Source organism: Roseateles oligotrophus (genome assembly GCF_025717515.1).
In the GTDB taxonomy this organism is placed as follows: Bacteria; Pseudomonadota; Gammaproteobacteria; order Burkholderiales; family Burkholderiaceae_C; genus Paucibacter_A; species Paucibacter_A oligotrophus.
This window is the reverse complement of record NZ_JAJIRN010000002.1, coordinates 361956-388387: the sequence shown is the minus strand read 5'-3', so window position 1 is coordinate 388387 and position 26432 is coordinate 361956. Positions and strand designations below refer to the sequence as shown.

The window sequence follows — 26432 nt, the reverse complement described above, 5'->3', positions numbered from 1 at the left end:
CTATTTTGGCCGGGGCAGCGAAAGTCCAGTGCATAATGCTGCTTCGCACAATGAAATTTTTGGTCTTCAGCTGACAGCCCGACCGGGGCACCAGTTCTTTGATCGCGCAGGTTCCGAGTCCGCCTCACGAGGGCACGAGTAGGAACACCAATGGTTTTTCGTTAGAGAAATTCACAAAGGTTCTAAATGGATATGTCAAGCGCGGATGTCAAGCGTGCCGGTTCGGCAGCGCTAAATTCCCAAACACAAAATTCTTCCTCCGAGCTCAACGGCTCCGAGATTCTGGTTCGCTGCCTGCAGGCCGAAGGTGTCCAATACCTTTGGGGCTATCCGGGTGGCGCGGTGCTCTACATTTACGACGCACTGTACAAACAAGAGACCATTCAGCATGTGCTGGTGCGTCACGAGCAGGCCGCCGTGCATGCCGCCGACGGCTATGCCCGCGCCACCGGTGATGTAGGCGTCGCCCTCGTCACTTCCGGCCCCGGTGTCACCAATGCCGTTACGGGTATCGCCACCGCGTACATGGACTCGATCCCGATGGTGATCGTGACCGGCCAGGTGCCTACGCCCGCGATCGGCCTCGACGCTTTCCAGGAATGCGACACCGTCGGCATCACCCGTCCCATCGTCAAGCACAACTTCCTGGTCAAGGATGTGCGCGATCTGGCGATGACGATGAAAAAGGCCTTCCACATCGCCCGCACCGGCCGCCCCGGCCCGGTGGTGGTGGACATCCCCAAGGATGTCTCGATGGCCAAGCTGGGCGCACCTTTCGAATACCCCAAGCATGTGGAGATGCGCAGCTACAACCCGGCGCGCAAGGGTCACACCGGCCAGATCCGCAAGGCGGTGCAACTGCTTTTGCAGGCCAAGCGGCCTTATATCTATTCGGGCGGTGGCGTCATCTTGGGCGAGGCCTCGGCCGAGCTGCGCGAGTTGACCAATCTGCTCGGCTATCCCTGCACCAACACCTTGATGGGTCTGGGCGCGATTGCCGCCAGCGACCCCAAGTTCCTCGGCATGCTGGGCATGCACGGCACTTACGAAGCGAATATGACCATGCAGCACTGCGATGTGCTGCTGGCCGTGGGCGCGCGTTTTGATGACCGCGTGATCGGCAATCCCAAACATTTCGCCCAGGTCGAGCGCAAGATCATCCATGTGGACATCGACCCTTCGTCGATCTCCAAGCGGGTGCGGGTCGACATCCCCATCGTCGGTGATGTGAAGGACGTGCTGCAGGAGTTGATCTTCCAGATCAAGGAAGCGCAGGCCAAGCCGGACTCTGCTTCGATCAATGCTTGGTGGAGCCAGATCAATGAATGGCGCCGCCGCGAATGCCTGGTCTACAAGACCTCAAGCGAGGTGATCAAGCCGCAGATGGTGGTCGAAACCCTGTGGAATCTGACCAAGGACAGCGACGCCTACATCACCTCGGACGTCGGCCAGCATCAAATGTGGGCGGCGCAGTTCTACCGCTTTGAGCAGCCGCGCCGCTGGATCAACTCCGGCGGCTTGGGCACCATGGGCGTGGGCCTGCCCTACGCGATGGGCATCAAGATGGCGCGGCCCAAGGCGGATGTGTTCTGCATCACCGGCGACGGCTCGATCCAGATGAATATCCAGGAGCTCTCGACCTGCAAGCAGTACGAGACGCCGGTGAAGATCTTGTCGCTGAACAACCGCTATCTCGGCATGGTGCGGCAGTGGCAGGAGCTGGACTATGGCAAGCGCTACTCGCACAGCTATATGGAAGCGCTGCCCGACTTCGTCAAGCTGGCCGAGGCTTATGGCCATATCGGTCTGGTGGTCGAGAAGCCCGGCGATGTCGAGGGCGCGCTGCGCGAAGCGATTCGCCTGAAGGACCGCACGGTCTTTCTGGACATCCGCACCGATCCGACCGAGAACGTCTGGCCCATGGTGCAGACGGGCAAGGGCATCTCGGAAATGCGCCTCGGGTCCGAAGACCTTTGAGTTGAGCGAGCAGGGCCGGGGCTGTTGCGTTACCGCGCGCGGTCAGTGGCCTTGTGAAGTCAGCAAGAAGTTGGACCCACTCCCTTAAATCGAATAGCGTGGCCAAGAACCGTCAGTTACCGCTGCCGGTTTGAAGAGCGCGAAGGACGAGAAAATGAAGCACATCATTGCATTGCTGATCGAGAACGAGCCGGGCGCGCTGTCGCGCGTGGTGGCGCTGTTCTCGGCGCGTGGCTACAACATCGAGAGCCTGACCGTGGCGCCGACCGAGGACCCCTCGCTGTCGCGCATGACCATCGTCACCACCGGCTCGGACGAGGTGATCGAGCAGATCACCAAGCATCTGAATCGCCTGATCGAGGTGGTCAAGGTGGTCGATCTGACCGAAGGCAATTACACCGAGCGCGAACTGATGCTGATCAAGGTTCGCGCGGTCGGCAAGGAGCGCGAAGAAATGAAGCGCACAGCCGATATTTTCCGCGGCCGCATCATCGATGTGACCGAGAAGACCTACACGATCGAGTTGACAGGAGATTCGTCCAAGCTGGACGCCTTCATCGATTCGATCGACCGGGCTTCTATCTTGGAGACGGTGCGCACCGGCACCAGCGGCATCGGCCGCGGCGAGCGAATCCTCAGAGTCTGATCTTTCTTCCCCACACCACCCTTTTTTCGAATTTTTCCTGGAGCACGATATGAACGTTTTTTATGACAAGGACGCTGACCTGAGCCTGATCAAGGGCAAGAACGTCACCATCATCGGCTACGGCTCACAAGGCCATGCCCACGCATTGAACCTGAACGACAGCGGCTGCAAAGTGACCGTCGGTCTGCGCCGCAGCGGTGCGTCCTGGGCCAAGGCCGAGAACGCCGGCCTGAAGGTTGCCGAGATCGCCGACGCCGTCAAGGCCGCCGACGTGGTGATGATCTTGCTGCCCGACGAGCAGATCGCTGAGGTCTACAAGAACGAAGTCGAGCCGAACATCAAGCAAGGCGCTTCGCTGGCCTTCGCTCACGGCTTCAACGTCCATTACGGCCAAGTCACGCCGCGTGCCGACCTCGACGTCTGGATGGTCGCGCCCAAGGCCCCTGGCCACACCGTGCGCGGCACTTACGCCCAGGGCGGCGGCGTGCCTCACCTGATCGCCGTCTACGCGGACAAGTCGGGCAAGGCGCGTGATCTGGCCCTGAGCTACGCTTCGGCCAATGGCGGCGGCAAGGCCGGCATCATTGAAACCAATTTCCGGGAAGAAACCGAAACCGACTTGTTCGGCGAGCAGGCCGTCTTGTGCGGCGGTGCGGTGGAACTGATCAAGGCCGGCTTCGAGACGCTGACCGAAGCCGGTTACGCGCCCGAAATGGCTTACTTCGAGTGTTTGCATGAGTTGAAGCTGATTGTTGATCTGATCTATGAGGGCGGCATCGCCAACATGAATTACTCGATCTCCAATAACGCCGAGTATGGTGAGTATGTGACCGGCCCCAAGGTCGTCACTTCCGCCACCAAGGACGCGATGCGCCAATGCCTGAAGGACATCCAGACCGGCGAATACGCGAAGAGCTTCATCCTTGAGAACAAGGCCGGCGCGCCCACGCTGCTGAGCCGCCGCCGCCTGACCGCCGAGCATCCGATCGAGCAAGTCGGCGAGAAGCTGCGCGCGATGATGCCTTGGATCAAGGCCAACCGTCTGGTCGATCAGTCGAAAAACTGATTGTTGTAGGTGTCAGTGAAAGCCGCGTTGCCGACAGGTTGCGCGGCTTTTTCTCTGGCGCCATGTTGTATCCTCCCGACCCATGACCGATCTCAAGAAAAAGACCCAGGCCGAATTGCCCGACGATGATGACGAAGCGGTGCCGCACCAGCCTCGGCCACGCCGCAAGGGCATCTATGTGCTGCCGAATGCAATCACGCTGGCGGCATTGTTCTCGGGCTTCTATGCCATCGTGATGGCGATGAATGGCCGTTTCGAGGTCGCTTGCATCGCGATTTTCTGCTCCGCTGTGCTCGACAGCCTGGACGGCCGCGTGGCCCGCATGACCAACGCCCAAAGCGCCTTTGGCGAGCAAATGGACAGCCTCTCGGACATGGTCAGCTTTGGCGCCGCACCGGCGCTGATCGTCTATATCTGGGCCTTCAAGGACATGGGCAAGCTGGGTTGGATCCCAAGCTTTGTCTATATCGCCGGAGCGGCGCTGCGCCTGGCGCGCTTCAACGTCAATATCGGCGTGGTCGACAAGCGCTTTTTCCAGGGCCTGCCCAGCCCGGCGGCGGCGGCCATCGTGATCGGCATGATCTGGGCCTTTGATGACTATGGTTTTCAGCGGGTGACGAATCTGCCTTGGGTGGTCTGGACTGCTTTTGGCATGACCTTGTTTGCCGGGCTGTCGATGGTGACGAATGCGCCTTTCTACAGTTTCAAGGTTGTCGGTGCGCGGCGCACCGTGCCCTTTGTGGTGCTGGTCGCGATCGCTTTGGCCATTGTGCTGATCAGCCAGAACCCGCCGCTGGGCCTGTTCGCGATCTTCTGTGCCTACGGTCTGTCGGGTTATGTGATTTACTTTTGGCGCAAGGCCAAGGGTCGGCCGGTCAGCATGATCGCCACCTCGACCGATGATCCCGATGAGCAGGGCCTGCACCGCTGATTTGGCGTGCTATATTGGCCTTCATGAACATTGCAAATGCGATCAGCTTGCTACTACTAGGAACCTCTCGGGTTCGCTGATCGCTAACGTCAAAAGCTTTCCGCATCAAAGCCCGCCAAGCAAACGCTTCGCGGGCTTTTGGTTTTTTTAGTTCTGTATTTTGGAGTTCACCGTGGCTGACCAACTGATCATCTTTGACACCACCTTGCGTGACGGCGAACAAAGCCCCGGCGCTTCGATGACCAAGGACGAAAAACTGCGCATCGCGCGCCAGTTGGAGCGCCTGCGCGTGGATGTGATCGAGGCCGGCTTTGCTGCGTCGAGCAATGGTGATTTCGAGGCCGTCAAGGCCATCGCCGACGCGGTCCGTGAAAGCACGATCTGCTCGCTGGCGCGCGCCAATGACCGCGACATCGCCCGCGCCGCCGAGGCGCTCAAGGGCGCGGCGCGTTCGCGCATCCACACCTTCATCGCAACCAGCGAGTTGCATATGGAGAAAAAGCTGCGCATGACGCGCGAGCAGGTGCTGGAGCAAGCGATTCAAGCCGTGCGCTTTGCGCGTAACTTGAGCGGTGACATCGAGTTCTCGCCCGAGGACGGCTACCGCTCGGACCCGGACTTTCTGGCCCGCGTGGTCGAGGCCGTGATCAAAGAAGGCGCCCGCACCATCAATATCCCCGACACGGTCGGTTACGCGATCCCCGAGCTGTACGGTAACTTCATCAAGACCCTGCGTGAGCGCGTGCCCAACTCCGATCAGGCAATCTGGTCGGTGCATTGCCACAACGACCTGGGCATGGCGGTGGCCAACTCGCTGGCCGGCGTGCAGATTGGCGGCGCGCGCCAGATCGAGTGCACGATCAATGGTCTTGGCGAGCGGGCCGGCAATTGCTCCTTGGAAGAGGTGGTGATGGCGGTCAAGACGCGGCGGGACTATTTCGGGCTCGATGTGAATATCGACGCCACACAGATTCTGTCGGCCTCCCGGCTGGTCTCGCAGACTACCGGTTTCGTCGTGCAGCCGAACAAGGCGGTGGTGGGGGCCAATGCCTTCGCCCATGCCTCGGGCATTCATCAGGACGGCGTGCTGAAGGCGCGTGACACCTACGAAATCATGCGCGCCGAAGATGTGGGCTGGAGCGCCAACAAGATCGTGCTGGGCAAGCTCAGTGGACGTAACGCGTTCAAGCAGCGGCTGCAGGAGTTGGGCATCTCCTTGGAGTCCGAGGCCGAGGTGAACGCGGCCTTTGTGCGCTTCAAGGACCTGGCCGACCGCAAGAATGAAATCTTCGATGAAGACATCATTGCTTTGGTGATGGACGAGTCGGTCACGTCCGAGCATGAGCATTACCGTTTGATCGCCTTGGCGCAGCGTTCCGAAATGGGCGAGCGGCCGCATGCCAGCGTGGTGTTCGCGGCAGGCACCGTCGAGCACCGGATGGAGAGCGACGGCAACGGTCCCGTCGATGCGGTGCTCAGAGCGATCGAGTTGGCGGCGCAAAGTGGCGCCGAGATGTTGCTCTATTCTGTCAATGCCATCACCAGCGGCAGCACAGAATCGCAAGGCGAGGTGACGGTTCGGCTGCAATTTGCGGGTCGTGTCGTCAACGGTGTTGGGTCCGACCCCGATATCGTCGTTGCTTCGGCCAAGGCATATTTGAGTGCCTTGAACAAATTGCAAAGCAAGATCGAACGAGTGGCGGCCCAGGGTTGACCTCGGGGCGCCATTTTTTAACGCAATGCGGAGCTTGAAGAGCCGCGTCTAAGCTTTTGATCTTGCTAGTATTTTTCCTTTCACCTAAACTGCCTGTCAGTAGCTGGGGCCCGGATTGAAGAATTTTTCGAAATATTTGACAAGCATCACATCGCGCATGACCTTGAGCGCCTTCGCTGTGTGCTGTTTGGCAATGCCGGTTCAAAAGGCTGAGGCAGCGTCGGCGCCGGTCAAGAAGGCGGCGCAGAAGCAAGTGGCGAAAGATGTGCGCAAAGCCAAACCGGCCACGCGCACGCCTCGCAAAGCCGTCGCTTCGATTACCGCGGTGGCGGCCAAGCCGACCTTTGGTCAGCTCTATGGCTTGCATGACGCGGCCGACCCCTTGGATCTGAAATCCAGCGTGGCGCTGGTGATGGATCAAGACACCAATGAAGTCTTGTTCGCGAAGAATTCGCAGGCGGTGCTGCCGATTGCGTCTATCACCAAGTTGATGACGGCCTTGGTGGTTGTCGAAGCCGGTCAGTCCTTGGACGAAAAGCTGACCATCAGCGACGAAGATATCGATACCGAAAAACGTACCCATTCACGTTTGGTGGTGGGCACCACCTTGACGCGCGGCGAGATGATGCATCTGGCCTTGATGTCGTCGGAAAATCGTGCCGCCAATGCCCTGGGGCGCCATTACCCGGGCGGCTTGGAAACCTTTGTTGCGGCGATGAATCAAAAAGCCCAGGCCTTGGGCATGGTCGATACGCATTATGTTGAGCCGACCGGCTTGTCGAGCCGCAACCAGTCCAGCGCCAGGGATTTGGCAGCCCTGGTCAAGGTCGCGCATGAGTTCCCCTTGTTGCGCGAATTGTCGACCTCGCGCGAGCATCAAGTGGCCTTGGGCCGCCGCCAAGTGCAGTTTCACAGCACCAATGGGTTGCTGAGCAGCAAGTCTTGGGATATCGGGTTGCAGAAGACCGGGTTCATCAATGAGGCGGGCCGTTGTTTGGTGATGCAAGCTCGTATGGCTGGACGCAAGGTCATCATGGTCTTGCTTGATTCAACCGGCAAATATTCGCGAATTGGCGACGCCGAGCGAGTGCGTAAATGGGTACTCAGCAACCCGGCGGTTTTGAGTCAGCCCTTGAAGGCCGTGCTCTAGAGATTCCTCTCCAGCAGAAGAAAAAAAGGCGCTCATTGAGCGCCTTTTTTGTGGCTCAAGCAAAGCAGCGTTTCAGCCTCGATAGCCGAGTGCCAGCGAGATCTGCGCCACCGTGTCTTTGAGCCGCTGCAGCCATGACTCTTCCAGCCGGTCGGCCGGTGCCGAGATCGACAGGCCGGCGATCAGTTTGGCCTGATCATCGTAGATGCCCGCCGCCATGCAGCGCACGCCCAATTCCAATTCCTCGTCATCACGTGACACCCCCCGTTGGCGTACCAGCGCCAGCTCGCGCTCAAGCGCCGTGATGTCCGTCAGGCTGTTGCGGGTGTGACCGGCCAGCCCTGTCCGAGTGGCATAAGCGCGCACCCGCTGCGGATCATCGCTGGCCAAAAACAGCTTGCCGACCGAAGTCAGGTGCAAGGGCGCACGCCCGCCCACCGCACGCACGACCTGCATGCCCGAGCGTTCGCTATAGGTGCGTTCGATGTAGACAATCTCATCGCCCTGGCGTACCGATAAATTGACCGGTTGCAGCGTAAATTTATGCAACTCCCGCATCGGGCCCAGCGCTGCGTCGCGCACATCCAGCCTTGCCTTGACCAAATTCCCCAGTTCCAACATGCGCATACCCAAGCGGTAGCTGCCGGCTTCCGGGCGATCAACGAAACGACCGAGCGTCAAGTCGTTGAGAATACGGTGCGCGGTGGAAGGATGCAGACCGGTGCTGGCGCTGATTTCCTTCAGCGAGACCGGATCCTGATGGCTGGCGAGCACGTCCAGCAGCGAAAACATTCGCTCCAAGACCTGAATCGCCGGCGTTTGATCCTCTTTGTTTTTCATGCCTTGATTGTGCTGGAGATTGACTTGTTTTGCATTGCGAAAATTAGATTCACCCGTCGAAACGGTTTCGGCCGCGCAACAGCTTGGGCGATAGGCGTGCTTGGCTCGGTGGTTTTGCGCGCTGGTCTATCTATCGCCTTGCTGCTGGCATTGCCGATAAGGGCCGAGGAGGCTGGTGCGGCGTTGGCGGCTTCGGCGCCTCAACCAGCGGCAACGGCTGTTGCTTCGGCTCCGGAGGCGCCGGCTTGGCTGCGCGTGCCGCGCCTGCAAGGCCGGCTGACCGCGGCCGATCTTGGCTTGCTGATCAATACGGCCGATCCCTATTCGGTCGCGGTCGGGGCTTATTACGCGAGTCAGCGCGGCATCCCTGAGGCCAATATTGCGCGCCTGGTTTTGCCGATGAAAGCGAGTTTGAGCGCCGCGGAATTTGCGGCCTTGCAGGCGCAAGTGCAAGAACGCCTGGGCCCGCAGGTGCAGGCCTTGGCCTTGGCGTGGCGAGTGCCTTACGCGGTTGAATGCAATTCCATCACCAGCGCTTTGGCGATGGGTTTCCAGCCTGAAATTTGCCAAAACTCCTGCGGGCCGAGCAAGGTCAGCCCCTACTTTTCTTATATCGGTGCGCGGCCATTCACTGACCTGGGCATGCGGCCGGCGATGATGCTGGCCTCGCACAGCGTTGAAACCGCGCAGGCCTTGATCGCGCGCGGCATCGAGGCCGATCAAAGCCTGCCCTCGTTCGCCAGCAGCAATGCCTTCTTTGTCAACACCCCCGATGCGGCGCGCAATGTGCGGGCGACGCTGTTTCCTCCAGCGACCTTCCTGAAGCCCTGGGGTGTGGACGTTAGGCGCGAGTCCAGCCAAGCGCTGCCGGCCATGCAGCGAACGCTGTTGTATACGACCGGACTGCTGCGGGTTGAGGGCTTGGCCTCGGTGGATTGGTTGCCCGGTGCCTTGGCCGATCACCTGACCTCGTTCGGCGGCCAATTGGACGCCGTGTCGCCGAGCGGACAGATGAATGTGCTGGATTGGCTGCAGTCAGGGGCCACGGCCAGTTATGGCACCGTCAGCGAGCCCTGTAATCACAGGCAGAAGTTCCCGCATCCGCAGTTGCTGCTGCTGTTCTATCTGCAGGGCGTGACGGCGCTGGAGGCCTATTGGCACAGCGTGGCATGGCCGGGGCAGGGCGTGTTTGTGGGTGAGCCGCTGGCGGCGCCGTTCGCGCCCAAATTCTTGCCTCGTTAAATCGGCGGCAGATTTGCAGCCGCGTTGAAACCCGCTCGAACCGCACCTTCCAAGGTCGCCGGGTAGGGCCCGTCCACATAGTCACCCGCCGCCCATAGCCCTGGCTTGATACTGGTGGGTGGGCGCTGCAGGCCCGGTATGCAGGCAAAGGTGGCGCGTTTTTCAGCCAGCACGCGGTGGATTTGCGGCGGGTTGTGCCAAGTGAATTGGGCCAAGGCCTGCTGCAAGGTGGCCTCGCCGCTTGCGGCCAAACCTCGCTCAACCCAGTTGGCCGCACCGCTGATCACGAAGGCAAACAAGCCCGGGTCATGGCCGAGCTGCCCCAGATCGAAGGCAAATTGAGCCGGTGCTTCGGCGCTCTCCTGCAAGGCCACCATGGCTGCGGGTAACTGCGAGCCGGCGCTGCGCAGATAGACGGTCATGATCGGTTGGTATTGCAGCGCGCCTGCTTGACTTGCCCATGCGGGGGCGATCTCGGCACACAGAATTGCCGCTTGGGCCGAGGTGCAGGCCAGAATCACTTGCTCAAAAGCTTGGCCGTCGACGCTCCAGCCTGCTGGACATTGGGTCAGCGCTTGAACTCTTGTGTTCAGGTGAATTTTGACCCCGCGTGCGCTTAGCCAAGTGGCCGCCGGCTCGGCCAGCAAGGCGCTCAAGGGCAGCTTGGGCAGCAGCAAATCGGCGCTGCCTCGTCCGCTGAAGAGCGCGTCTCGCAGCACGCGCAAAAACACTTGCGCGCTTGCTTGGTCTGCCGGCGTGTTGAGCGCGGCCACGCAGAGCGGCTCAATCAGCTCTTGCCGCACGATGGCTGGCAGGCCGGCGCTCAGCGCTGCGACATTGAGCATTGGCGCGCATTCAAAGCGCCGCAGCAGCCAGCCGGTGGCGGTCAGCAGCAAACTCAGGCGAGCCGCCAAGGGCCAGGCGCGATAGGCAAGGATGCCGCGCACAAAGCTGATCAGCGCAGGACCCGGCGGCAAACACAAGCCTTCATGCCGGGGGTAGCGCAGGCGCAGAGGCTGGCGCAGAAAACCCTGCTTCAGGTCTACGCCGACGGCTTCCAGAAGGCTGAGGCTGGCTTGGTAGGCGCCAATCAGAATATGTTGGCCGTTGTCCAGCCTCGGGCCCGCATCGGGCGCGCCTAAGCTGCGCGCCCGGCCGCCCAAATGCTGGGCCATTTCAAACAAGGTAACTTGGTAGCCCAACTGACTCGCCTTGACGGCGGCGGCCAAGCCGGCCCAGCCACCGCCGACAATGGCCACCCGTTTTGCCGTCAACGCCCGGCCCAGTTGGTGCGCATGGCGATCCAGAGCTTTCTGACCGGGGTCAAGGCAATGCGCTGCTCCAGCACGCGGAAGTTTTCGGCCTCGATTTCCCGCAGCAAGGCGCGGTAAATATTGGCCATCATCAGGCCGGGTTTTTGCGCACGGCGGTCGGCCTCGGGCAGCAGCGCGAAGGCCTCGTCGTAAAGCTGGTGCGCCCGCTGCGCTTGGAACTTCATCAAGGCGGTGAAGCGCTCGCTATAGCCCCAGGGGCTTTTGCGCTGCAGGATTTCATGCGCCTTGACGTCGAACTGCTGCAGCTCGGAGATCGGTAGATAGATGCGGCCGCGTCGCGCGTCGTCACCGACGTCGCGGATGATGTTGGTCAACTGCATCGCCAGCCCCAGCTTGTGGGCATAGGCGATGCTATCGGCATGAGTGCGGCCAAAAATTCCCGAGGCCACCTCGCCCACCACGCCGGCGACCAAATGGCAGTAGCGCTGCAGACCGGGGTAGTCGAGGAAGCGGGTTTGCTCCAGGTCCATCTGGCAGCCGTCGATCACCGCCGTCAGATGTTCGAGGCGGATGTCATAAGCTCCGCAATGCGGCATCAAGGCCTTCATCACCGGGTGCTGAGGCTGGCCGGCGAAGGCGCTGCTGGCCTCTTTGCGCCACCAGGCCAGTTTGGTCGCCGCAACGCTGGGGTCGCTGATCTCGTCCACCACGTCATCGACCTCGCGGCAAAAGGCGTAAAAGGCGGTGATGGCGGCGCGGCGCGGCGCCGGCAGAAATAGGAAGGCGTAATAAAAGCTGGAGCCGCTTTTGGCCGCCTTGTCCTGCACATACTGCTCGGGACTCACAAACTCTCCTCTTGCTGGACTATCGGTTTCTTGCCACTTTGGCTCATGCGCAGCGCGCCCCATAACAGCGCCGGGGCATCCAGGCTGTGCAGGGCGGGGCGGTGGATAAGGCTTGCGTAATGCATGGTCTTGATTTTCGCAAGAATTCGCAGGCCGCCTTGTACCACCAGACGCAATTCCCAGCCGGCACGGCCCGGTATTTGATGCACCAGTGGCGCACCCTCCAGCATCAAGCGTTCGGCCCATTCGCACAGGTTCTTGATCAGGGCGCGGGCGGCGGGGCTGTCGCGGCAGGCCAGCAGGTCTGCAGCGTTGACGCCGTGGCGCTGCAGGTCGGTCAAAGGGGCGTAGACCCGACCGAGCGGCCCGTCGCGGCTGAAGTCCTGCCAGAAATTGATCAATTGCAAGCTGCTGCAGATCGCGTCGGAGCGCTGCAAGGCCAAGGGATCATCAATGCCGTAAAGATGCAGCAGCAAGCGACCAACCGGATTGGCCGAGCGACTGCAGTAGTCAAGCAGTTCGGGGCGGTCGTAGTAGTCGTTTTTCTGCAAATCCTGCTCGAAAGCGCTGATCAAATCATTCAGCAATGGGAGTGGCAGTCGATATTGACGCAGGACAGCGGCCAGCGGAGTGAAGACGGTCGCCGCCCAGCGAACTGAGGGCTGCCGTCCGGCGGCAGTAGCCAGCATGTCCTCGCGGTAGGCCTGCAAGTCGGCTTGTCTTTGAACGGGGCCAGCGTCGCCTTCATCGGCTAAGTCGTCGGCAGTACGCGCAAAGTGATAGATGGCAGCAACAGCCGGCCGCAAATGTTTCGGACACAGCCAAGAGGCGACGGGGAAGTTTTCGTAGTGTTCTATGCTCACAAAGTTGATTGTCTGTCCTTTGGCTACGTCGGCAGGCTTCGCAGGCAATTTCGGCCGGCCAGTAGGCCCTGCGTTTGACAGCTGGCGAGGCCTTGACTACATTACTGACCAATTGGTCAGTAATTTGACGGTAAATCGGTTCCTCCGCGCTTCGCAGCGAAGGCCGATCGCCATTGGTATCGATTTTTCAGGGTTTCTCATGCCTAAAAGCCTTTCCCGAGCTTCGCTCCTGTTGCCCTTGTTTGCCATTTTGGCCGCCTGTGGCAGACAAGAACCGCCGCCTGAGCCGGTGCGCGCGGTGCGCACGCTGGTTTTGAGCGCCGATTCGGCCGGCATGAGTCATGAGTACGCGGGCGAGATCAAGGCCAGAACCGAGTCTCGTTTGTCTTTTCGGGTGGGCGGCAAGGTCTTGGCTCGCAAGGTCAATCTTGGAGACGCGGTGCGGCCTGGGCAGCTCTTGGCTCAGTTGGACCCGCAGGATTTGATCTTGGGCCAAGAGGCCGCGCGCGCGGGCGTATTGGCGGCGCGGGCAAACCGCGATCAATTGGGTGCTGACTTCAAGCGTTTTATCGAATTGCGCGAGCAGGGTTTCATCAGTGCAGCCGAACTGGAGCGACGCGACAACGCGTTCAAGGCCTCGCAGGCGCAGTTGGATCAAAGCAAGGCCCAAGCCAACTCCCAGGGAAACCAGTCCTCTTACGCCCAACTGCAGTCCGATGTGGCCGGTGTTGTGACCGGTGTGGAGGCCGAACCTGGGATGGTGGTCGGAGCGGGTACGCCTATCGTGCGCATCGCCCACGACGGACCTCGGGATGTGGTGTTCTCGGTGCCCGAAGATCAACTCGGGCCCTTGCAAGCGCATGCGGCCAAACCCGGCGCCCTGACCGTCAGGCTTTGGGGGGCGGCGGCGGGTCAGGTCGGTTTGCCCGCAAAATTGCGTGAGATCTCGGCCTCGGCCGACCCGGTCACGCGCACCTTTTTGGTCAAGGCCGAAGTTGTTGGTCTGGATGCCAAGCTTGGCCAAACCGCGACGGTCAGAATTGAAGCGCCACGTCAGACACAAATCATCAAACTGCCATTGGCGGCGGTGTTGCAGCAGCGAGGGCAGTCCTCGGTTTGGCTGCTTGATCCGGCGCAGATGACGCTGAAGGCGCAGCCGGTCCAGATCGCCGGGGCCGATGGCAATGAGGTCGTGATTGCTGCGGGTTTGAGCCCCGGTCAAGAGGTGGTGGTGGCGGGCGTGCATGTGCTGCAGTCGGGTCAAAAGGTGCTGCGTTATCAGCCAAGCCCGGCCCTTGTCAAAGCCGCACCTGCCGCTCCGGCAGCCTCCCGTTGAGCCTGGAGCCGCACGCATGAGTCTCAACAAGCCTTCGCCGTCTTCTAAACCGCATATCGGCAGCCGTTTCAACATTTCTCGCTGGGCTCTTGAACACCCGGCGCTGACCCGTTACTTGATGGTGGTGTTGATGCTGATGGGCTTTGCAGCCTATTTTCAACTCGGCCAGGATGAAGACCCTCCATTTACCTTTCGCTTGATGGTGGTGCAGGCCTTTTGGCCGGGCGCTACCGCTCAGCAAATGGCCGAGCAGGTTACCGACAAGATCGAGAAAACGCTGCAGGAGGTGCCCTATTCGGACAAGATCCGCAGTTCCACCAAGCCGGGTGAGTCGCTGACGATCTTCCAACTGAAGGACAACACGCCGGCCAAGGAGGTGGGTGAGGTCTGGTATCAGGTGCGTAAGCGCGTTGGTGATATGCGGCAGACCCTGCCTCAAGGCGTCATTGGTCCGATCTTCAATGACCAATTCGGCGATGTCTATGGGTCGATTTTTGCGCTCTCAGCAGACGGTTTCAGCCGCGAAGAGTTGCGTGAACACAGCGAGCGTGCGCGCTCCGTCTTGCTGAAATTACCCGATGTCGCCAAGGTCGAGGTTTTTGGCGCACAGGCGGAAAAGCTCTTCATTGAAATCTCACAAAAGCGCCTGGCCAACTTGGGTCTGGACTTTGGCCAAGTGATCAACCAGCTCGGCGCACAGAACGCGGTCGAGGGTGCCGGCGTGATGAATGCCGGCAGTGGTAATTTGCAGGTGCGGGTGCAGGGTCAGTTCAACTCGGTGCAGGCCTTGAAGGACTTCCCGATTCGGGCCGTCAATTCCGTCAACGGGTTGGCGAGTTCCCTGCGTCTATCGGACATCGCCGAGATCAAACGCGACTATGTCGATCCACCCTCCATCATGGTACGTCACCAGGGCAAGGACGTGATTGCGTTGGGCGTATCGATGACCAAAGGAGGCGATATTGTTGCGATGGGTAAATCGCTGCAGAAGGCCGTCACGCTGATTCGGCGCGACTTGCCGGCCGGCATTGAATTGGCTCAGATCCAGGATCAACCGCAGGCGGTGACGCGCTCCGTCAACGAATTTGTGCAGGTCTTGATCGAGGCGATCGTGATCGTGCTGCTGGTCAGCTTCATCGCCTTGGGTTTGCATACAAGGCCGCTGCGACTGGATATTTGGCCGGGTTTGGTCGTGGGTATCACCATCCCACTGGTGCTGGCGATTACTTTTGTGACGATGTTCTATTGGGGCGTCGGGCTGCACAAAATATCGCTCGGCTCGCTCATCATTGCCTTGGGTCTGCTGGTTGATGACGCCATCATTGCCGTCGAGATGATGGTGCGCAAATTGGAGGAGGGCTACGACAAGATGCACGCCGCCACTTTTGCTTATGACGCGACGGCAATGCCGATGTTGACCGGCACCTTGATCACCGCGGTGGGGTTCTTGCCGATCGGCATGGCCAAGTCGGCGACCGGCGAATACACCTTTGCAATTTTCGCGGTGACGGCCGCAGCCTTGATGATCTCCTGGGTTGTCTCGGTCTATTTCGTGCCCTATCTGGGCTCGCTTTTGTTGCGCACTCACCCGGCCAACGAAGGTGAGGCGCATGAGATGTTCGACACGCCGTTCTACAACCGTTTCCGCATTCTTGTGCGCTGGTGTGTGGAGAATCGGTGGAAGACCATCGCAATGACCCTGCTGGTGTTTGCTCTGGGCTTGTTTGGCATGGGGCGCGTTCAGCAGCAATTTTTCCCCGACTCGAGTCGGCCCGAAATTTTGGTGGATTTTTGGCTGCCCGAAGGCGCAACCTTTGAGCAAAGCGCCGAGGTGGCTAAACGCTTCGAGGCTCGCATGATGATCGAACCCGGGGTGGCCACGGTCAGCACCTGGATCGGTAGTGGTGTGCCGCGGTTCTATCTGCCAATGGATGTGGTTTTTCCTCAGCCAGGAGTTAGTCAGGCGATTGTGTTGCCAAAGAATTTGACTGAGCGTGAGGCTTTGCGCAAGCGCTTGCCTGCCATGTTGGCGGCCGAGTTCCCCGAGGCTCGGGCGCGGATCAAGTTGCTGCCAAACGGGCCGCCGGTAGCCTACCCGGTGCAATTCCGGGTGGCCGGCGAGAAGCCCGAGGAAGTACGGAAGTGGGCCGATCAGGCAAGGGCGATTCTGACCGCCAACCCGAATATTCGCGGCGTCAACGACAACTGGAATGAGCCTATCAAGGTGCTCAAGCTCGAGGTCGATCAGGATAAGGCGCGCGCCTTGGGTGTCAGCAGCCAGAGCTTGGCGCAGGCCTCGCGCACCTTGCTTTCGGGCAGTACGATCGGGCAGTACCGCGAGGCCGACAAATTGGTCGACATCGTGTTGCGTCAACCGCTGGACGAACGCAATGCCATCACCGACATCGGCAGCGCTTATGTGAGCACATCGACCGGCCGTTCGGTGCCTTTGACGCAAGTGGCCAAGGTCACTTTCGACTGGGAACCGGGCGTGCTATGGCGTGAAGGGCGCGCCTATGCGGTCACCGTGCAGGGTGATGTGGCTGAGGGTCTGCAAGGTGCAACCGTGACGGCACAGGTGTGGCCGAAGTTGCAAGAGTTGCAGGCCAAGATGCCGGCCGGCTATTCGATTTCGGTGGCCGGTGCGGTCGAGGAAAGCAGCAAAGGCCAGGGCTCGATCGCTGCCGGCCTGCCGATGATGTTGTTCATTACATTCACCTTGCTGATGCTGCAGTTGCAGAGCTTCTCGCGCGCGATGTTGGTCTTCCTGACCGGGCCGCTGGGCATCGCCGGAGTGGCCGGGGCCTTGATGCTGATGAACAAACCGTTTGGCTTTGTGGCCTTGCTGGGCGTGGTCGCGTTGATGGGCATGATCATGCGTAATTCGGTCATTTTGATCGATCAGATCGAGCAAGACCGTGCGCGTGGCGTGCCGACCTGGGTTGCAATTGTCGAATCCGCAGTGCGGCGCTTCAGGCCCATCGTGCTGACCGCTGCGGCCGCCGTGCTGGCGATGGTGCCTCTGTCTCGCAGCGTGTTCTGGGGGCCGATGGCGGTGGCCATCATGGGCGGCTTGATCGTAGCCACGGCCTTGACCTTGTTGGCCCTGCCGGCGATGTACGCGGCTTGGTTCCGCGTCAAGCGGCCGGAAGGGCAATCGCGGTTCTGAGGTTCTGATCTTGACCCGAGCCGCAAGCATTTAGAATGCACGGGCGGACATTGAATCTGACCTGGGGTTTTCCTTCTTTTTGGATTTTCTGCCTTGCAAGTGGCTACAATCCACGGTTCACCTAATTACCACGGGCTTGAATGGCGTTGATTCTTTGGAATCCAGCCAAACAGGCCTGATCCACTTAGCGCGGGTGGCGAAATTGGTAGACGCACCAGGTTTAGGTCCTGACGCCTTCACCGGCGTGCCGGTTCGAGTCCGGCCCCGCGCACCAGATAACTTTGTATTGAGTCAAAAATGGCTGTCACCGTCGAAACCCTAGAAAAGCTCGAACGCCGCATCACGCTCACGCTGGCGGCCGCTGACATCAACAGCGAAGTCGAGACACGTCTCAAGAAATTGGCCCGTACCGTCAAGGCCGATGGCTTCCGCCCGGGCAAAGTGCCGATGAGCGTTGTCGCTCAGCGTTATGCCTATTCGGTCCAGTACGACGTCATGAACGACAAGTTGGGCGAAGCTTTTTCCAGCGCCGCCAACGAAGCGAAATTGCGCGTCGCCGGTGCCCCGAAGATCGCTCAGAAGGACGAGTCCCCCGAAGGCCAAATGGCTTTTGACGCGACCTTCGAGATTTACCCCGATGTCAAAATTGGCGACCTGTCGGCCGCTGATGTCGAGCGCGTCGCCAGCGATGTGACCGATGTTGCCATCGACAAGACGGTTGAAATCCTGCGGAAGCAGCGTCGCAGTTTCGCGCAGCGCGCGGCCAACGAAGTGGCCGCCGATGACGACCGCGTGACGATCGATTTCGAAGGCAAGTTGGACGGCGAGCCCTTCCAGGGTGGCAAGGCCGACGGCTTCCAGTTCATCATCGGCGAAGGCCAGATGCTCGAAGCGTTCGAGAAGGCCGTGCGCGGCATGAAGGCCGGCGACTCCAAGACCTTCCCGCTGGCATTCCCTGAGGATTACCACGGCAAGGATGTGGCCGGCAAGGAAGCCGACTTCCTGGTGACGCTGAAAAAGATCGAAGCTCAGCATCTGCCTGAAGTGAACGAGGCATTTGCCAAGTCCTTGGGTATTCCTGATGCCAGCATCGACGCGCTGCGCGCCGACATCAAGAAGAACCTCGAGCGTGAAGTCAAGTTCCGCGTCTTGGCTCGCAACAAGGGCGCCGTGATGGATGCGCTGGTTGCTAACGCCGAGTTGGATGTGCCTACGGCCCTGGTCGAAGGCGAGTCCGAGCGCATGATCGCTGCAGCCCGTGAAGACTTGAAGAAGCGTGGCGTCAAGGATGCCGACAAGGCGCCTATCCCGGCCGAAATCTTCAAGCCACAAGCCGAGCGTCGCGTGCGTCTGGGCCTAGTGGTGGCGGAGTTGGTTCGCGCCAACAATCTGCAAGCCAAGCCCGAGCAGTTGCAGGCTCATATCGAAGAGCTGGCACAGAGCTACGAGAAGCCGGCCGAAGTGGTGCGTTGGTACTTGAGCGACCGTGCGCGCTTGGCCGAGGTTGAGGCCGTTGTGGTCGAAAACAACGTCACCGACTTCGTCTTGGCCCAGGCCAAGGTGAGCGAAAAGGCCTTGCCTTTCGATGAGTTGATGGCTACAGCCAGCTGATCCACAGTGCCGCTGTGAGTCAAGGGCGCCGTGCCGCAAGGTCGGCGCCTTTTCTATTTAGATGTCACGGGCTTGACACGCCATAATCAGCCCCCATACCTAAAGGCTGTAGCGAGGAATCGTTGCAGCAATAGCTGTGTAAGACTGGCTGGCAAAATAGGTCTGCGATAGGAGTGGCGCTGGTGCTGCTCTTTTGGCGGGTTAGCGAATTTATTCAGAGGATTCTTCATGAGCGCGCTGGAAATCAACAATCTGGGCATGGTGCCCATCGTCATTGAGCAGTCGGGTCGCGGTGAGCGCGCCTACGACATCTACAGCCGCTTGTTGCGTGAGCGGATCGTTTTCCTAGTCGGCCCGGTCAATGATGCGGTAGCCAATCTGGTGGTGGCTCAGTTGCTGTTCTTGGAGAGCGAAAATCCTGACAAGGACATCCACCTCTATATCAATTCTCCCGGCGGCAGCGTGTCGGCTGGCATGTCGATTTTTGACACCATGCAGTTCATCAAGCCGCAGGTATCTACTGTGTGCATGGGCATGGCTGCCAGCATGGGGGCTTTTTTGTTGGCAGCTGGCGAGAAGGGCAAGCGCTATGCTTTGCCTAACGCCAAGATCATGATTCACCAACCGCTGGGCGGTACCCAGGGGCAAGCCACAGACATTGAGATTCACGCGCGTGAAATCCTCAAGACACGTGAGCAGTTGAATCGAATTTTGGCCGAGCGTTGCGGGCAGAGCATGGAAAAGATTCAGCTCGATACCGAGCGCGATTACTACATGTCGGCCGCTGAAGCGCAGGCTTACGGCCTGATTGACCAAGTGCACGAGAAGCGGGCTTAAGTACTGCCGCCGTGTGCTGACCGCCAAAGCCAAGGCGGCTGAGCCCAACAGGGCGCGGAACGGGGCCCTTATTCACCGAAGGGCCTCTTGTGCGTTTGAACTATCATCCCAGTAGGCATTAACGCCTGAACCGACAAGCAGATCCATGGCCGAGAAAAAAGGCAATTCCAGCGAAAAAGTTTTGTATTGCTCCTTTTGCGGCAAGAGCCAGCATGAGGTCAAGAAGCTGATCGCTGGCCCATCCGTTTTCATTTGCGATGAGTGCATTGAACTCTGCAATGACATCGTGCGCGATGAAGTGCCCGCCGATACGCCGCAAGGGCGAGCCAGCAAGTCCGACTTGCCGGTGCCGAGCGAAATTAAGGCCAGTCTTGATCAGTATGTGATCGGCCAAGACGTTGCCAAGCGGACCCTGGCGGTGGCGGTGTACAACCACTACAAGCGCCTGCGCCACATGGCTGGCACCAAGGATACGGTTGAGTTGTCGAAGAGCAATATTTTGCTGATCGGCCCGACCGGCTCCGGCAAGACGCTGCTGGCGCAGACATTGGCGCGCTTGTTGAACGTGCCATTTGTGATTGCCGACGCCACCACCTTGACCGAAGCTGGTTATGTGGGTGAGGACGTCGAGAACATCATTCAAAAGCTGCTGCAGAACTGTAACTACGATGTTGAGCGCGCTCAGCGCGGCATCGTCTACATCGATGAAATCGACAAGATTTCACGCAAGGCTGACAACCCGTCGATCACCCGTGACGTGTCGGGCGAAGGCGTTCAGCAGGCCTTGCTGAAGTTGGTCGAAGGCACGATGGCCTCGGTGCCGCCGCAGGGCGGGCGCAAGCATCCGAATCAGGATTTCTTGCAGATCGATACGACCAATATCTTGTTCATCTGCGGCGGCGCGTTTGACGGTTTGGAGAAGGTCATTCAAAACCGTTCGGAGAAGTCCGGTATTGGTTTTGGCGCGACCGTGAAGACCAAGTCCGAACGCCGTGTATCCGAGATTTTCCGCGAAGTCGAACCCGATGATTTGATCAAGTTCGGCATCATCCCCGAGTTGGTCGGCCGCTTGCCGGTTGTGGCTACGCTGGGCGAATTGACCGAGGATGCCCTGGTCCAAATCCTCACCGAGCCGAAGAACGCCTTGCTGAAGCAATATCAGCAGCTGTTTGCGATGGACGGTGTGGAGTTGGAAGTTCGTCCGTCGGCCTTGTTGGCGATAGCCCGCAAGGCGCTGGCACGCAAGATTGGCGCGCGCGGATTGCGCTCGATCATGGAGTTGTCCCTGATCGACACCATGTTCGAATTGCCCGCGCTAGAAGGCGTGGCCAAGGTCGTGCTTGACGAGCACAACATCGATGACAACGCCAAGCCCCTGCTGGTGTATCGCGAGCAGGCCAAGGCTAGCGCCTGATTTGTTTTAATGGGCCGGTGTTTGCCGGCTGATTGAATCATTGCGGCGTCTTGCATTTACCCCCTCAGGCCACATTTGGGTCTGAGAAAGAGAGGTTTTCATGTCCGGTCATCCTGTTTTGCCTGCAGAACTCATCACCTTGCCGCTGCTGCCGCTGCGTGATGTGGTTGTATTCCCGCATATGGTGATCCCGCTGTTTGTGGGTCGCCCCAAGTCCATCAAGGCGCTGGAAGCCGCGATGGAAGCCGGCCGTCAAATCATGTTGGTGGCGCAAAAAGCCGCCGGCAAAGATGAGCCCAAGTCGGACGATATGTTTGAGGTGGGCTGCGTTTCGAGCATTTTGCAAATGCTCAAGCTGCCCGACGGTACCGTCAAGGTCTTGGTCGAAGGCCTGCAGCGCGCCACCACGCACAGCATCACCGATGGTGAGGAGCATTTTGTCGCCGAGGTTATGCCCATCCCTCCCGAGGCCGATGCCAAGCCCGAAGTCGAGGCGCTACGCCGCGCGGTGACTCAGCAGTTTGACCAGTACGTCAAGCTGAACAAAAAGATCCCGCCTGAAATCCTGACCTCGATTGCCGGCATTGATGATGCGGGTCGCTTGGCCGACACCATTGCTGCTCATCTGCCATTGAAGCTCGACGCCAAGCAGTCGGTGCTCAATTTGTCCGAGATTGGCAAGCGCCTGGAAACTCTGCTCGATTTGCTCGAGCATGAAGTCGACATCCTGCAAGTGGAAAAGCGCATCCGTGGCCGTGTCAAACGGCAGATGGAGAAGAGCCAGCGCGAGTACTACCTGAACGAACAAGTCAAGGCCATCCAGAAGGAGTTGGGTGACGGCGAGGAGGGTGCTGACCTCGAAGAGCTGGACAAGAAGATCCAAGCCGCACGCATGCCCAAGGAGGCCAAGAAGAAGGCCGACGGTGAGTTGAAGAAGCTCAAGCTGATGTCGCCGATGTCGGCCGAGGCGACCGTGGTGCGCAACTATATTGAGACCTTGGTCAATCTGCCCTGGAGCAAAAAGACCAAGATCAAGTTTGATCTGGCCAACGCCGTTGATGTCTTGAACGAAGACCATTACGGCTTGGACAAGGTCAAGGACCGCATCGTCGAGTACCTCGCGGTGCAGCAGCGTGTGGACAAGGTCAAGGCGCCAATTCTTTGTTTGGTCGGCCCTCCGGGCGTTGGCAAAACTTCGCTGGGTCAATCGGTGGCGCGGGCCACCGGGCGCAAGTTTGTGCGCATGGCCCTGGGTGGTGTGCGTGACGAGGCCGAGATCCGTGGCCACCGTCGCACCTATATCGGCTCGATGCCGGGCAAGGTTTTGCAGAGCTTGTCCAAGGTGGGGACGCGCAATCCTCTGTTCCTGCTGGACGAGATCGACAAGCTCGGCATGGATTTCCGTGGCGATCCTTCGTCGGCCTTGCTGGAAGTGCTGGATCCCGAGCAAAACCACACTTTTGGTGACCACTATGTCGAGGTCGATTTCGACCTGTCCGACGTGATGTTCATCGCCACATCGAATTCGATGAATATTCCGCCGGCGCTGCTGGACCGGATGGAAGTGATTCGCCTGTCGGGTTACACCGAGGACGAAAAGGTCAATATCGCCCAGCGCTATCTCTTGCCCAAACAGTGCAAGAACAATGGCGTCAAGGAAGAGGAGATGGAAGTCCTCGAATCAGCGATTCGCGGCATCATCCGTTACTACACCCGTGAAGCCGGCGTTCGCTCGTTGGAACGTGAAATCTCGAAGATTTGCCGCAAGGTCGTCAAGGGTCTCGCCCTGAAGACGTTTGAAGGCAAGGCCGTGATCAACGAAGAAAACCTCAATGACTTCCTGGGCGTGCGCAAGTACGATTTCGGGCGCGCCGAGAAGAAGAACCAGGTGGGTCAGGTCGTGGGTCTGGCTTGGACCGAGGTGGGCGGCGATCTGTTGACCATCGAGGCCACGGCCATGCCGGGCAAGGGCAATATCATCCGCACCGGCTCGCTCGGCGATGTGATGAAGGAGTCGGTCGAGGCGGCTCGTACCGTGGTGCGTTCGCGCGCTCGCATGCTGGGCATCAAGGACGAATTGTTCGAGAAGCGCGATGTGCACGTTCACGTGCCGGATGGCGCCACGCCCAAGGACGGCCCGAGTGCGGGTGCCGCAATGACGACCGCTTTCGTGTCGGCGCTGACGGGCATTCCAGTACGCGCCGATGTCGCGATGACCGGTGAAATCACCCTGCGTGGAGAGGTCACGGCAATTGGTGGTTTGAAGGAAAAGTTGCTGGCGGCACATCGGGGCGGCATCAAGACCGTGATGATCCCCGAGGACAACGTCAAGGACTTGCAGGACATCCCGGAAAACGTCAAGAACCAGTTGGAGATCGTTCCGGTTCGTTGGATCGATCGCGTGCTGGAGGTGGCCTTGGAGTCGATGCCGGTGCCGCTGCCAGAGGACGAGCCGGTGGTTGCCGCCAAGGCCGAAGTACTGCCTGCTCAGCCCGCAACTCACTAGGGACATCTCTGTTGAGTTCTATGCAAGTCGCTGTGTTTGCGCACAGGACTTGCAAAGTGTCTGAAAATTAGTATAGAATCGCTGCTTCGATGCAGGCACAAAAGCTTTTGAACGCTTCGGCTTTCATGAGTTTTAGGGCGGTGTTGAAACCATGCGGGAATAGCTCAGTTGGTAGAGCGCGACCTTGCCAAGGTCGAGGTCGAGAGTTCGAGCCTCTTTTCCCGCTCCAAATTAAAAGGGAAGCCCCGGCTTCCCTTTTCCGTCAGTGCCCCGAGTATGGAGGTGGTGGCGGGTGGATTACGGCGCGATAGCAAATCGGTTATGCCCCGGATTGCAAATCCGGTTAGGCCAGTTCGACTCTGGCTCGCGCCTCCAACTCAGTAGTTGGGCCATGATGGTGAATACCAGTGCGGCTCGGTCTCCTAAAGTTGGTTTGCTTAAGAATTTTTCTTGGGCAAAGAAAATTGTTCGAAACACCTTGCGTGTGAGAAGAATTTAAGTATAGAATAGTGGTCTTCGTTGAATGGCTCTTCGCAATACTGGGTGGCACCGGTTAAATGCGAGAAGTTGCTTAACTTGCCAGAATATGGCGTAGTTAAATCAGCGAAGAAAGGGTCAGTTTTAGTGGGCATATTCTTGGTAACAAGAGTTAGTTTGTTGAAGCTGATACTAACGGCTCGTTTGAGTTTTGCAGAATTTGCAGAAGTCATTGAAAGCGAGTTGCTGGTAACTGAAGACATATGCGGGAATAGCTCAGTTGGTAGAGCGCGACCTTGCCAAGGTCGAGGTCGAGAGTTCGAGCCTCTTTTCCCGCTCCAATATGTCGGAACCCTTGCCAAGCTAGGTATAGATGAATAATCTGATACCAAGCAATGCGGGAATAGCTCAGTTGGTAGAGCGCGACCTTGCCAAGGTCGAGGTCGAGAGTTCGAGCCTCTTTTCCCGCTCCAAATTTAATAGAAGGGAAGCCCATAGGCTTCCCTTTCTTGTTTGTGCGTTGATGAACCGACGCCATGAGCGGTAGATAATGCGCTCGCGATGATTTGCCGCCCGGGTGGTGGAATTGGTAGACGCAGCGGACTTAAAATCCGCCGACTTCACGGTCGTACGGGTTCAAGTCCCGTCCTGGGCACCAAATTGGCAATTCACAAGGCATCACGACATATCAAGCCCCTAAGCAAATCAACAGCTTAGGGGCTTTTTCTTTGTCGGGTTGCCTCACGTTGGGGCTGTACAGCGCAACATAAATCGGGGAACAATGCGGGGAACAGATCGGGGTAGCGGTGAAATTGTTCCCCGGTTTGCTCTGTTCCCCGACATTTCCACCTATGGAGCGTGCCATGCTGACGAATGCCGACTGCCTGAATGCCACCTGCCCGCCTGACCTGAAGCGGCGGCGCTTTACCGATGGCGCGGGCCTTTATCTGGAGGTGTCGCCCAACGGGGCCAAACGCTGGTTCTGGAAGTTCTACCCGGACGGCAAAGAATCCCGGCTCGCGTTAGGCAGGTACCCCGATGTGAGTCTGAAGGCGGCTCGGCTGGCGCGTGACGATGCACGCAAGACCCGGCAGAGCGGGGTGAACCCGGTGCAAAAGAAGATGGCAGACAAGCTCGCCAGTTCGACCAGCAGCGAAGCTACCTTTGAAGCAGTGGCGCGGGAGTTCCAGAAAAAGCAGGCCATAGGCTGGAGCGATGCCCACGCTTCCCGCTGGCTGAGTATGTGTAAGCGGCACCTATTCGGCCATATAGGTTCCCTGCCGCTGGACACCATCACCGTGCCGGTGTTGCTGGCGACCTTGCAGAAGGTGGAGGCCAAGGGCATTTTGAGCACGGCGCACGACCTGCGCGAGATTGCGGGGCAGGTGTTCCGCTACGGCGCACAGACCGGCAAGAGCAAGGGCAACCCAGCGGCAGACCTGCGCGGGGCACTCCAACCTATCACCGTCACGCACCGGGCCGCGATTCTTGACCCTATGCAAGCGGGCGACCTGCTGCGGGCCATCGACGGCTACCAAGGGCAACCGACCACGCGGGCGGCAATGCAACTCTCTGCGCTGCTGTTTCAGCGCCCTGGCAACGTGCGGGCGATGGAATGGACGGAGCTTGACCTGGGCGGAGAACAGACCGGGGAACAAGTGGCGGGGCTGTGGTCAATCCCGGCTGAAAAGATGAAGCGCACCAAAACCCAAAAGATCAACGGTAGGCCGCATCTTGTCCCCTTGGCGCGGCAGGCGGTAGAAGTGCTGCGGGCGCTGCGGCCACTGACCGGCGACCGGCGCTATGTGTTCCCGTCCTTGCTCAAAGGCGACCGTTGCATGAGCGACAACACAATCAACACGGCGTTGAGGCGCATGGGGTTTGAGAAAGAAGAAATGACTTCGCACGGCTTCCGCTCAATGGCCCGAACGATCATGGCCGAGCGCTTGTCTAGCGTTCCGCATGATGTGGTGGAGGCGCAATTGGCGCACGGCAAAAGCGGCCCGCTGGGTATGGCCTACGACCGAGCCGATTACATGGAGCAACGCAAACAGATGATGCAAACGTGGGCCGACTATCTCGACCAGTTGCGTGCCGGTGCGCAGATTATCCAGATCAAGGCGGCATGACCTTCGGAAGACATGTAGCCAACGCCTTTCCAACACCATCGTGAACGAGTGAATCGGCATCAAGTCATTGATTGAAATGATGGTGTGCGGAGCTTTGGAAACCAGCCAAAAACGGGCCTTTTTAATGGCGGAGGATGCGTCTCACCTTAACTCCGTAGGACGCATATGAACGCACCACTGACCCAGGACAATCACGGCAAATCAAGCCAACCCCTGCACGTTCTTCAGTTGCAAGACGCGCTGCTGAAAATGCAGACTGTCACCCAGGCGGCGGGCATATCCCCGGCGACCGTCTATCGCGGTGTTGCGGCGGGCACTTTCCCTCAACCCGTTCGCATGGGCAAACGCTGCACCCGCTGGCGTGCTGCTGACGTTCGCGCATGGATTCAAGCGCAGGTGGCCTGA

At 59.3% G+C, this 26432-nt stretch carries 18 protein-coding genes, 6 tRNA genes and 1 pseudogene; 21 read left to right on the top strand and 4 right to left on the bottom strand.

Translation table 11 applies throughout. The features are described from left to right. The first annotated feature begins 186 nt into the window (after positions 1–186). From LNV07_RS05015 to pbpG, 6 genes are all read left to right on the top strand, one after another. The gene (locus LNV07_RS05015) at positions 187–1977 is read left to right on the top strand and encodes an acetolactate synthase 3 catalytic subunit (protein ID WP_263570069.1); all 1791 of its coding nucleotides are present in this window, start codon (positions 187–189) and stop codon (positions 1975–1977) included. Between the two features lie 154 nt (positions 1978–2131). Next, positions 2132–2623, top strand: a complete 492-nt coding sequence (ilvN, locus tag LNV07_RS05010; RefSeq protein ID WP_263533520.1) for an acetolactate synthase small subunit — start codon at positions 2132–2134, stop codon at positions 2621–2623. 49 nt (positions 2624–2672) lie between these two features. Then, entirely contained in the window at positions 2673–3689 is a 1017-nt protein-coding gene (gene ilvC / locus LNV07_RS05005) for a ketol-acid reductoisomerase (protein ID WP_263533519.1), read from the top strand. 82 nt (positions 3690–3771) lie between these two features. Continuing rightward, entirely contained in the window at positions 3772–4620 is an 849-nt protein-coding gene (pssA, locus tag LNV07_RS05000) for a CDP-diacylglycerol--serine O-phosphatidyltransferase (RefSeq protein ID WP_263570068.1), read from the top strand. Between the two features lie 172 nt (positions 4621–4792). Further along, on the top strand, positions 4793–6334 hold the full coding sequence (locus LNV07_RS04995; protein WP_263570067.1) for a 2-isopropylmalate synthase: 1542 nt from the start codon (positions 4793–4795) through the stop codon (positions 6332–6334). A 157-nt stretch (positions 6335–6491) separates the two neighbouring features. Next, positions 6492–7484, top strand: a complete 993-nt coding sequence (pbpG, locus tag LNV07_RS04990) for a D-alanyl-D-alanine endopeptidase (protein ID WP_263570066.1) — start codon at positions 6492–6494, stop codon at positions 7482–7484. A 72-nt stretch (positions 7485–7556) separates the two neighbouring features. Here pbpG and LNV07_RS04985 read toward each other — a convergent pair whose 3' ends face one another. Continuing rightward, positions 7557–8324: an IclR family transcriptional regulator gene (locus LNV07_RS04985; RefSeq protein ID WP_263570065.1), complete on the bottom strand. Its 768-nt coding sequence runs from the start codon at positions 8322–8324 to the stop codon at positions 7557–7559. Between the two features lie 138 nt (positions 8325–8462). Here LNV07_RS04985 and LNV07_RS04980 point away from each other — a divergent pair, with 138 nt between their 5' ends. After that, the gene (locus LNV07_RS04980; protein WP_263570064.1) at positions 8463–9566 is read left to right on the top strand and encodes a TIGR03790 family protein; all 1104 of its coding nucleotides are present in this window, start codon (positions 8463–8465) and stop codon (positions 9564–9566) included. On the opposite strand, the pseudogene hpnE reads toward LNV07_RS04980, so the two are convergent. From hpnE to hpnC, 3 genes and pseudogenes are all read right to left on the bottom strand, one after another. After that, positions 9563–10888: pseudogene (hpnE, locus tag LNV07_RS04975) on the bottom strand (hydroxysqualene dehydroxylase HpnE); the annotation flags it as partial. The gene LNV07_RS04980 and the pseudogene hpnE overlap by 4 nt on opposite strands. Then, positions 10837–11685 (bottom strand): presqualene diphosphate synthase HpnD, encoded by an 849-nt coding sequence (hpnD, locus tag LNV07_RS04970; protein ID WP_263570062.1) that lies wholly within the window; start codon positions 11683–11685, stop codon positions 10837–10839. The gene hpnD and the pseudogene hpnE, both read right to left, overlap by 52 nt. Next, positions 11682–12548 carry a squalene synthase HpnC gene (gene hpnC / locus LNV07_RS04965; RefSeq protein ID WP_263570061.1) on the bottom strand — a complete coding sequence of 289 codons (867 nt, stop codon included), beginning with the start codon at positions 12546–12548 and terminating at the stop codon, positions 11682–11684. Before hpnC ends, hpnD begins: the two co-directional genes overlap by 4 nt. Positions 12549–12747: 199 nt before the next feature. Here hpnC and LNV07_RS04960 point away from each other — a divergent pair, with 199 nt between their 5' ends. The 14 genes from LNV07_RS04960 (at position 12748) to LNV07_RS04895 (ending at position 26432) form a co-directional block, all read left to right on the top strand. Next, positions 12748–13884 carry an efflux RND transporter periplasmic adaptor subunit gene (locus LNV07_RS04960; RefSeq protein WP_263570060.1) on the top strand — a complete coding sequence of 379 codons (1137 nt, stop codon included), beginning with the start codon at positions 12748–12750 and terminating at the stop codon, positions 13882–13884. Positions 13885–13900: 16 nt separating this feature from the next. Beyond that, the gene (locus tag LNV07_RS04955; protein WP_263570059.1) at positions 13901–17053 is read left to right on the top strand and encodes an efflux RND transporter permease subunit; all 3153 of its coding nucleotides are present in this window, start codon (positions 13901–13903) and stop codon (positions 17051–17053) included. A 187-nt stretch (positions 17054–17240) separates the two neighbouring features. Then, positions 17241–17327 (top strand) — tRNA-Leu (locus LNV07_RS04950). A gap of 23 nt (positions 17328–17350) precedes the next feature. Beyond that, positions 17351–18664 carry a trigger factor gene (gene tig, locus LNV07_RS04945; RefSeq protein WP_263570058.1) on the top strand — a complete coding sequence of 438 codons (1314 nt, stop codon included), beginning with the start codon at positions 17351–17353 and terminating at the stop codon, positions 18662–18664. A 228-nt stretch (positions 18665–18892) separates the two neighbouring features. After that, a complete protein-coding gene (clpP, locus tag LNV07_RS04940; RefSeq protein ID WP_318013681.1) occupies positions 18893–19501 on the top strand; it encodes an ATP-dependent Clp endopeptidase proteolytic subunit ClpP in 609 nt (202 codons plus the stop codon). A gap of 145 nt (positions 19502–19646) precedes the next feature. After that, entirely contained in the window at positions 19647–20915 is a 1269-nt protein-coding gene (clpX, locus tag LNV07_RS04935) for an ATP-dependent Clp protease ATP-binding subunit ClpX (RefSeq protein WP_263533507.1), read from the top strand. Between the two features lie 100 nt (positions 20916–21015). After that, a complete protein-coding gene (lon, locus tag LNV07_RS04930) occupies positions 21016–23421 on the top strand; it encodes an endopeptidase La (protein ID WP_263570057.1) in 2406 nt (801 codons plus the stop codon). A gap of 153 nt (positions 23422–23574) precedes the next feature. Beyond that, positions 23575–23650: transfer RNA gene (locus tag LNV07_RS04925), tRNA-Gly, on the top strand. A gap of 72 nt (positions 23651–23722) precedes the next feature. After that, positions 23723–23796, top strand: a tRNA-Cys gene (locus LNV07_RS04920). A gap of 367 nt (positions 23797–24163) precedes the next feature. Then, positions 24164–24239: transfer RNA gene (locus LNV07_RS04915), tRNA-Gly, on the top strand. 56 nt (positions 24240–24295) lie between these two features. Further along, positions 24296–24371: transfer RNA gene (locus LNV07_RS04910), tRNA-Gly, on the top strand. Positions 24372–24469: 98 nt separating this feature from the next. Next, positions 24470–24556: transfer RNA gene (locus LNV07_RS04905), tRNA-Leu, on the top strand. A 154-nt stretch (positions 24557–24710) separates the two neighbouring features. Continuing rightward, complete coding sequence (locus LNV07_RS04900; RefSeq protein WP_318013680.1) at positions 24711–26027, top strand: tyrosine-type recombinase/integrase; 1317 nt, start codon at positions 24711–24713, stop codon at positions 26025–26027. Between the two features lie 165 nt (positions 26028–26192). After that, positions 26193–26432 carry a helix-turn-helix transcriptional regulator gene (locus LNV07_RS04895; protein WP_263570056.1) on the top strand — a complete coding sequence of 80 codons (240 nt, stop codon included), beginning with the start codon at positions 26193–26195 and terminating at the stop codon, positions 26430–26432.

Bases quoted from the DNA above. Each gene is read 5' to 3' on its own strand.
- LNV07_RS05015 (WP_263570069.1), top strand. From the start codon at position 187: ATGGATATGTCAAGCGCGGATGTCAAGCGTGCCGGTTCGGCAGCGCTA.
- LNV07_RS04955 (WP_263570059.1), top strand. From the start codon at position 13,901: ATGAGTCTCAACAAGCCTTCGCCGTCTTCTAAACCGCATATCGGCAGC.
- clpX (WP_263533507.1), top strand. From the start codon at position 19,647: ATGGCCGAGAAAAAAGGCAATTCCAGCGAAAAAGTTTTGTATTGCTCC.
- clpP (WP_318013681.1), top strand. From the start codon at position 18,893: ATGAGCGCGCTGGAAATCAACAATCTGGGCATGGTGCCCATCGTCATT.
- ilvN (WP_263533520.1), top strand. From the start codon at position 2,132: ATGAAGCACATCATTGCATTGCTGATCGAGAACGAGCCGGGCGCGCTG.
- ilvC (WP_263533519.1), top strand. From the start codon at position 2,673: ATGAACGTTTTTTATGACAAGGACGCTGACCTGAGCCTGATCAAGGGC.
- pbpG (WP_263570066.1), top strand. From the start codon at position 6,492: ATGACCTTGAGCGCCTTCGCTGTGTGCTGTTTGGCAATGCCGGTTCAA.
- pssA (WP_263570068.1), top strand. From the start codon at position 3,772: ATGACCGATCTCAAGAAAAAGACCCAGGCCGAATTGCCCGACGATGAT.
- LNV07_RS04960 (WP_263570060.1), top strand. From the start codon at position 12,748: ATGCCTAAAAGCCTTTCCCGAGCTTCGCTCCTGTTGCCCTTGTTTGCC.
- tig (WP_263570058.1), top strand. From the start codon at position 17,351: ATGGCTGTCACCGTCGAAACCCTAGAAAAGCTCGAACGCCGCATCACG.
- LNV07_RS04985 (WP_263570065.1), bottom strand. From the start codon at position 8,324: ATGAAAAACAAAGAGGATCAAACGCCGGCGATTCAGGTCTTGGAGCGA.
- lon (WP_263570057.1), top strand. From the start codon at position 21,016: ATGTCCGGTCATCCTGTTTTGCCTGCAGAACTCATCACCTTGCCGCTG.
- LNV07_RS04895 (WP_263570056.1), top strand. From the start codon at position 26,193: ATGAACGCACCACTGACCCAGGACAATCACGGCAAATCAAGCCAACCC.